Raw genomic sequence first — 7153 nt, 5'->3', positions numbered from 1 at the left:
TGCAACCACTCCGCGCCGAGGGCCCGCGCCTCCTCGGCGGCCGCGCGCACCAACCTGACCCCGAGCCCCTGCCGACCCTCGTCCGGATGGACCGTCGTGTCGAGGATGAAGGCGTGCGCCCCGCCGTCGCCCGCCACATTGACGTAACCCACCAGCCGGTCACCCCGGCGCGCCGCGATCCAGGCAAGGCTCCTGGCCATCACCGGTGCGAAAGAAGTCGGCTGGTGGTCGGGCCACGCGGCGGTGAAGAGCTCGTTCAGCTCCTCGTCCGTGAGCGCCGGGCTCACCGAGAGCGCCGGGCGGTCCCTGTTCACGCGGACAACCTGCCCCGTCTCGCGGGCTGTTCCGGTGGCGGCTTCAGCTTCGGCCAGCGCGTCTGTACGCGCTCGTGCAGGTCCCCTGTGAGGCGGCTGAAGCCCGCGAGGTCGGTACGGTCCTCCGTCAGCCGCGCCACCACCCCCAGCCGGTACGCCAAGCGCTCCCTGGCCGTGACCGTGCCCCATTCCCAGTCGCGGTCCGGGAGTTCGGACAGATGGTCCCCGGTCTCCCTCAGCGCCCGCTCCACCAGGGCGTCTCCCCTGATCAGCCAGCCCACGCAAGCGTCCGTGAGGTCGCCCTCCGCCTCCCCGCCGGTCGCCTCTCGCCACGCCGTACGGTAGGCCGCCTCCGCCTTGTCGAGCAGGTGCTCCGGGGGTGCGGTGACGCACCAGCACGTCGGGAAGCCGATGCGCAGGTACGCGAGTTCCACCATGCCGTTGCCCAGCGCGGCCTGTTCGAAGTCGACGAATCTGACTCCGGTGGGGGTGTGCAGGTCGTTGGTGGGGCACGGGTCGCCGTGGAGCAGGGCACCTCCCGGCGCCTGCGGCAGGCGCTCCACCACCGCCTCCAGATCACCCAAAACCGTTGCGGAGACTGGGACTTCGAGAGAGTCGGCCAGCGCGGCGAAGGCCGACACGTCCGTCATGCTCGGGCCCGGCCACTCCGGCAGCACGCCCGCGTCCTCCGGCCCCGTGGCCGCATGCAGGCCCGCCAGCGCCGTCGCGTAGTGCACGATCCAGTCGGTCGGGCGGCGGCCGTGATCCAGGCGTTCCAGTACGAGCACCCGCTCCTCGTCGTCCGTGCCCAGCAGTGCGGGCGCCACGGGGCGCTCGGCGCGGGCCGCGAGCCGCAGCGCCGTGACCTCGCGCGCGTACCGGTCGGCGGCGTCCGGGCCCGCCACAAACTGCTTCACCACCGCAGGGCCGGCGTCCAGTTCCACCCGCCACACCCGCGAACGCGGACTGCTGCCGAACTTCCTGACCTTCCCCAATGGGCCCAGCGCAGACCGCAATTCGTCTCCGTACGGCACCTTTGACCCCATGCGCCGCATCATTCCACGCGGTTACGGGTCCACACCGCCGGAAGGCCCGCACGGACGTGATGCTGTCTGTACGGGCCCGAGCAGGCGCAGTCCGCTTCCGTCAGTGGTTGCGCGGGAACCCCAGGTCCACCCCGGCCGCCGCCTCCGACGGGTCCGGCCAGCGCGTCGTGACGACCTTGCCGCGCGTGTAGAAGTGCACGCCGTCGTTACCGTAGATGTGGTGGTCGCCGAAGAGCGAGTCCTTCCAGCCGCCGAAGGAGTGGTAGCCGACGGGGACCGGGATCGGGACGTTCACGCCGACCATGCCGGCCTCGACCTCCAGCTGGAAGCGGCGGGCCGCGCCGCCGTCACGCGTGAAGATCGCGGTGCCGTTGCCGAACGGCGAGGCGTTGATGAGGGCGACGCCCTCCTCGTAGGTCTCCGTACGCAGCACGCACAGCACCGGGCCGAAGATCTCGTCGCGGTACGCGTCCGAGTCCGTCGGGACGTGGTCCAGCAGCGAGAGACCGATCCAGTGGCCCTTCTCGTGGCCATCGACCGTGAAGTCCGAGCCGTCCAGGACGACTTCGGAGCCCTGGGCCGCCGCGCCCTTCACGTACGAAGCCACCTTGTCGCGGTGCGCGGCCGTGATCAGCGGGCCCATCTCGGAGGCCGGGTCGTTGCCGGGGCCGATCTTGATCTTCTCGGCGCGCTCCTTGATCTTGGCGACGAGCTCGTCGGCGATCGCGCCGACCGCGACGACCGCCGAGATCGCCATGCAGCGCTCGCCCGCGGAGCCGTACGCAGCCGAGACCGCGGCGTCGGCCGCCGCGTCCAGGTCCGCGTCCGGGAGGACCAGCATGTGGTTCTTGGCCCCGCCCAGTGCCTGGACGCGCTTGCCGTTCGCCGTGGCGGTGGTGTGGATGTGGCGGGCGATCGGCGTCGAGCCCACGAAGGAGACCGCGGACACGTCCGGGTGGGCGAGGAGCGCGTCGACCGCGACCTTGTCGCCGTGCAGGACGTTCAGGACGCCGTCAGGGAGGCCCGCCTCGGACGCCAGCTCGGCCAGCTTCACGGCAGCAGAGGGGTCCTTCTCGCTCGGCTTGAGCACGAAGGTGTTGCCGCACGCGATGGCGATGGGGAACATCCACATCGGCACCATCGCGGGGAAGTTGAAGGGCGTGATGCCCGCGACGACACCCAGCGACTGGCGGATGGAGGACACGTCGACCCGGTTGGAGACCTGGGTGGACAGCTCGCCCTTGAGCTGGGTGGTGATGCCGCACGCCAGCTCGACGATCTCCAGACCGCGGGCCACCTCGCCGAGCGCGTCCGAGTGGACCTTGCCGTGCTCGGCGGTGATCAGCGCGGCGATCGCGTCGCGGTTGGCGTCGAGCAGCGCGCGGTACCTGAAGAGGACCGCGGTGCGGGCCGCAAGCGATGCCGTGCCCCAGGTCGCGTACGCGGCCTTCGCCGAAGCGACCGCGGCGTCGACCTCCTCGACCGAGGCGAGCGCGACCTGTGTGGTCACCTCACCGGTCGCCGGGTCGGTGACCGGGCCCCAGTTGCCCGACGTGCCCTCGACGGCCTTGCCACCGATCCAGTGGTTGACGGTCTTCGTCATGTTGACTTGCTCCTTCGAAGCTCTGCGGCTCTACAGATGGCGGCGTCGGGCGGCGACTTGCCTGTCGTACTCCTCCCGGGCCTTGACCGCCGACGGGCGGGTCGCAGTCTCGGCCACGGGCACATCCCACCACGCCTGGGCAGGGGGCGGGCCCGACACTGTGTCTGCCGTTTCGGTCTCCACGTAGACACATGTGGGGACGTCGGCCGCCCGCGCCCTGGTCAGGGCTTCACGCAGGTCGTGGCGGGTCTTCGCGCGTAGTACGGACATGCCGAGCGAAGCCGCGTTGGCCGCGAGGTCGACGGGCAGCGGCTCGCCGGACGGGAAGCGGTAGGCCGTGCCGAGGCGTTCCGCGCCGACCGACTCGGAGAGGCCTCCGATCGAGGCGTAACCGTGGTTCTGAAGGATGACGATCTTGATGGGCAGGCCCTCCTGGACGGCCGTGACGATTTCGGTCGGGTTCATCAGATACGTACCGTCGCCGACCAGCGCCCACACCGGCCGCCCGGGCGCGGCGAGCTGGACGCCGATCGCGGCAGGGATCTCGTAGCCCATGCAGGAGTAGCCGTACTCCACGTGGTACTGGTCGCGGGAGCGCGTGCGCCACAGCTTGTGCAGGTCGCCCGGGAGGGAGCCCGCCGCGTTGATGAGGATGTCGTCGGACGTCACCAACTCATCGAGTACGCCCAAGACTTGGGTCTGGGTGGGACGGGCGTCTTCGCTCCCCGCGTACGCCTCGCCGACCCGTGTCTCCCAGGCCGCCTTCGCCTCGTGGTGTGCGGAGTCGACGCGGTGCCCTTCCAGCGCCGACGTCAGTGCCTCCAGGCCCGCGCGCGCGTCCGCGACCAGCGGAAGCCCCGCCATCTTGTGGGCGTCGAAGGACGCGATGTTGAGGTTCAGGAAGCGGACGCCGGGGCCGGAGAAGAGGGTCGCGGACGCGGTGGTGAAGTCGGAGTAGCGGGTGCCGACGCCGATCACCAGGTCGGCGGCGCGCGCGAGTTGGTTGGCGGGAGCCGTTCCCGTGTGGCCGATCCCGCCGACGTCGGCCGGGTGGTCGTGGCGCAGCGAGCCCTTGCCCGCCTGGGTCGATGCGACCGGGATGCCGGTGGCGTCGGCGAAGTCGCGCAGGGCGTCCTCGGCCGCGCTGTGATGGACGCCGCCGCCCGCGATCAGCAGGGGGCGGCGGGCATTGCGGACGGCACGGACCGCGCGGTCGATTTCGTACGATTCCGGGGCCGGCCTGCGTACATGCCACACCCGGTCCTCGAAGAACTCCGCCGGCCAGTCGTACGCCTCCACCTGCACGTCCTGCGGCAGCGCGAGCGTCACCGCGCCCGTCTCCGCCGGGTCGGACAGCACCCGCGCCGCGGCGAGCGCGGCGGGGATCAGGGCCTCGGGGCGGGTGATCCGGTCGAAGTACTTCGAGACCGGGCGCAGGCAGTCGTTGACCGACACATCGCCCGCGTAAGGGACTTCGAGCTGCTGCAGCACCGGGTCGGCGGGGCGGCCCGCGAAGGTGTCGCCGGGCAGGAGCAGCACGGGGAGGTGGTTGACCGTGGCGAGAGCCGCGCCCGTGACCAGGTTCGTCGCGCCGGGCCCGATCGAGGTGGTGACGGCGTGCGCGGAGAGACGCCCGCACTGGCGGGCGTAGCCGACGGCCGCGTGCACCATGGCCTGCTCGTTGCGTCCCTGGTGGTACGGCATGAGCGCGGGCCCTGCCTCGACCAGCGCCTGCCCGACGCCCGCCACATTTCCGTGGCCGAAGATGCCCCAGGTGGCGCCGATCAGCCGGTGCCGTACGCCGTCCCGCTCGGTGTACTGCGCGGCGAGAAAGGCGATCAGCGCCTGTGCGGTGGTGAGCCTCACCGGTATCCCTCCGTGGTGTGGTCGGGGTGGAAGCTGATCTGCCACGCGCGCTCGGCGCCGGGGCCGGCCATCACATTGAGGTAGTACATGGTGCGGCCAGGCGGGGCGATGGACGGGCCGTGCCAGCCGTCGGGGATCAGCACCGCGTCCCCGGTGGCGACTTCGGCGACCAGGTCGGCGCCGCCCTCCCTGGACGGGGAGACCCGCTGGTAGCCGAGGCCGCCGCGCTCGAACTCGTAGTAGTAGATCTCCTCCAGCTCGGACTCAGGATCCGCGCCCTCGCGGCGCTCGTCGTGCTTGTGCAGCGGGTAGGACGACCAGTTTCCGCCGGGGGTGAGCACCTCGACGGCGATGAGCCGGTCGCACGCGAAGGCGTCGGCAGCGGCGAAGTTGTGGACCTCGCGCGCGCAGGTGCCGCTGCCGCGCTGCTCGACGGGTACCTCCGGCGCGGGGCCGTAGCGGGCGGGGAGTCGTCGCTCGCACTTCGCTCCTGCCAGGGCGAAGCGGCCTCCCGCGCCGGAGGCGATCTGGGCGTGGGCGTCGCGCGGTACGTACACGAAGTCGCTGACTCCGTCGAACACACCGTTTCTTCCCCGTAGTTCGAAGATCTCTCCGTCGACGAGGACGGTACAGCCGCCGTTCAACGGCAGCACGATCCATTCGCTCTCACCTGCGGAAAGTAGGTGTGAACCACCGGCGTCCAGGGTGAGTACGCGCAGCGAGGAGTAGCCCCAGCCGGCCCGTTCGGGGTCGATGTCGAGGGCGTACGGGCCGTGGGCGGTGGATCCTGCCCGTACGACGAGATGCTCGTCCTTCACGATCTCCTCCTGGCTCCTAGAGCAGTCCTACGGCGGTGTCGACGGCCGCTGCCACATCCCCGTCGCCCGGATAGAGCAGCGAACGGCCCGCCACCAGCCCCTGGACGGTGGGGAGTTGCAGCGCCTTGCGCCATTTCTCGTACGTACCGTCCTCGTCCCCGCCGCTCTCGCCGCCCAGCAGCACGGCGGGCAGCGTGGACGTCTCCATGACGCGCGCCATGTCGTCGGGGTCGTCGGTGACGGGAACCTTCAGCCAGGTGTACGCGGAGGTCCCTGCCAGCCCCGACGCGATGGCGATGGAGAGGGTGACGGCGTCGGCGCTGAGGTTGTTGCGCCGGCTCCCGCCCGTCCGGTCGCAGATGAACGGCTCGACGAAGACCGGGAGCCGGCGTGCCGCCATGGCGTCGATGGCGCGGGCCGCGGAGTGCAGCGTGTCGAGAGATCCGGGGTCGTCGTAGTCGATACGGAGCAGGAGCTTGCCCGCGTCGAAGCCGAGCCGGGAGAGGTCCTCGGGCCGGTGGCCGGTGAAACGGTCGTCGAGCTCGAAGGAGGCCCCTGCCAGGCCGCCGCGGTTCATGGAGCCCATGACCACCTTCCCCTCCAGGGCGCCCAGGAGGAGCAGGTCGTCGAGGATGTCGGCGGTGGCGAGTACGCCGTCGACACCGGGCCTGGAGAGGGCGAGGCAGAGGCGTTCGAGGAGGGTGACGCGGTTGGCCATGGCGTGAGGGCTGGCGCCGACGGCGAGGGAGCCGCGGGCCGGGTGGTCCGCGGCGACGATCATCAGCCGGCCGCGGTCGTCCAGCAGCGGGCGGCGGGTGCGGCGGGCGGCGGCCTCGGCGACGGCCTCCGGGTGGTGGGCACGGATGGTGACGAGGTCGGCGATGGAGACGGGGGTCAGAGGGGTCACGGCCCGGTCGTCCCGTCCAGGAGCGCCTCTACCTCGGGCGGGTAGGGCATCGCGGAGGAACAGGCGAGGCGGGAGGCGACGATGGCGCCGGCGGCGTTCGCGTAACGGATGGTGCGGTCGAGGTCCCAGCCGGAGAGCAGCCCGTGGCAGAGCGCCCCGCCGAAGGCGTCGCCTGCGCCGAGGCCGTTGAGGACTTCGACGGGGACGGGCGGGGCCTCGACGGTGGTGCCGTCCCGGTGGAGGGCGAGGACGCCCTTGGGGCCCTGTTTGACGACGGCGAGTTCGAGGCCGTACGCGAGGAGGGCGTGGGCTGCGGTGAGGGGGTCGCGCTTGCCCGTCGCGATCTCGACCTCGTCGATGTTGCCTACGGCGACGGTCGCGTGGCGCAGGGCGGTGTCGTAGTGGGGGCGGGGGTCTTCTCCGCCCCCAGCGGCGGTCTTCCAGAACATGGGCCGCCAGTCGAGGTCGAAGACAGTTGCGGTACGGGTCGCCTGCGGCGGGCGGGCTTCCCCGATCCCGCCCCTTCCCGCCTTGACATTTGCGGCTCCGCCGCGTGGCGGGGGCGAGCCCCCGGACCCCCCGTACGCGACCTTCGGCCG

At 71.6% G+C, this 7153-nt stretch carries 7 protein-coding genes; all 7 read right to left on the bottom strand.

The annotated features are described in order from the left end of the window. A partial coding sequence (locus J0695_RS21290) for a GNAT family N-acetyltransferase (RefSeq protein WP_206963717.1) occupies positions 1–314 on the bottom strand: 314 nt, incomplete at its 3' end. Continuing rightward, entirely contained in the window at positions 311–1360 is a 1050-nt protein-coding gene (locus J0695_RS21285; protein ID WP_206963716.1) for a phosphotransferase family protein, read from the bottom strand. The genes J0695_RS21290 and J0695_RS21285, both read right to left, overlap by 4 nt. Positions 1361–1460: 100 nt before the next feature. Next, positions 1461–2963: a CoA-acylating methylmalonate-semialdehyde dehydrogenase gene (locus J0695_RS21280; RefSeq protein ID WP_206963715.1), complete on the bottom strand. Its 1503-nt coding sequence runs from the start codon at positions 2961–2963 to the stop codon at positions 1461–1463. 30 nt (positions 2964–2993) lie between these two features. Further along, on the bottom strand, positions 2994–4874 hold the full coding sequence (gene iolD / locus J0695_RS21275) for a 3D-(3,5/4)-trihydroxycyclohexane-1,2-dione acylhydrolase (decyclizing) (protein WP_372445809.1): 1881 nt from the start codon (positions 4872–4874) through the stop codon (positions 2994–2996). Continuing rightward, complete coding sequence (gene iolB / locus J0695_RS21270) at positions 4826–5647, bottom strand: 5-deoxy-glucuronate isomerase (protein WP_307798711.1); 822 nt, start codon at positions 5645–5647, stop codon at positions 4826–4828. The genes iolD and iolB overlap by 49 nt, the downstream gene beginning before the upstream one ends. 16 nt (positions 5648–5663) lie before the next feature. After that, positions 5664–6545: a Cgl0159 family (beta/alpha)8-fold protein gene (locus tag J0695_RS21265; RefSeq protein ID WP_242552987.1), complete on the bottom strand. Its 882-nt coding sequence runs from the start codon at positions 6543–6545 to the stop codon at positions 5664–5666. A gap of 5 nt (positions 6546–6550) precedes the next feature. Then, positions 6551–7153 (bottom strand): PfkB family carbohydrate kinase (locus J0695_RS21260; protein ID WP_242552986.1); only part of this gene is annotated, 603 nt, incomplete at its 5' end.

Origin of the sequence: Streptomyces beijiangensis (assembly GCF_017315755.1) — a bacterium.
GTDB lineage: Bacteria > Actinomycetota > Actinomycetes > Streptomycetales > Streptomycetaceae > Streptomyces > Streptomyces beijiangensis.
The sequence above is the reverse complement of the archived record's forward strand: the minus strand, read 5'-3'. Positions and strand labels throughout refer to the sequence as shown.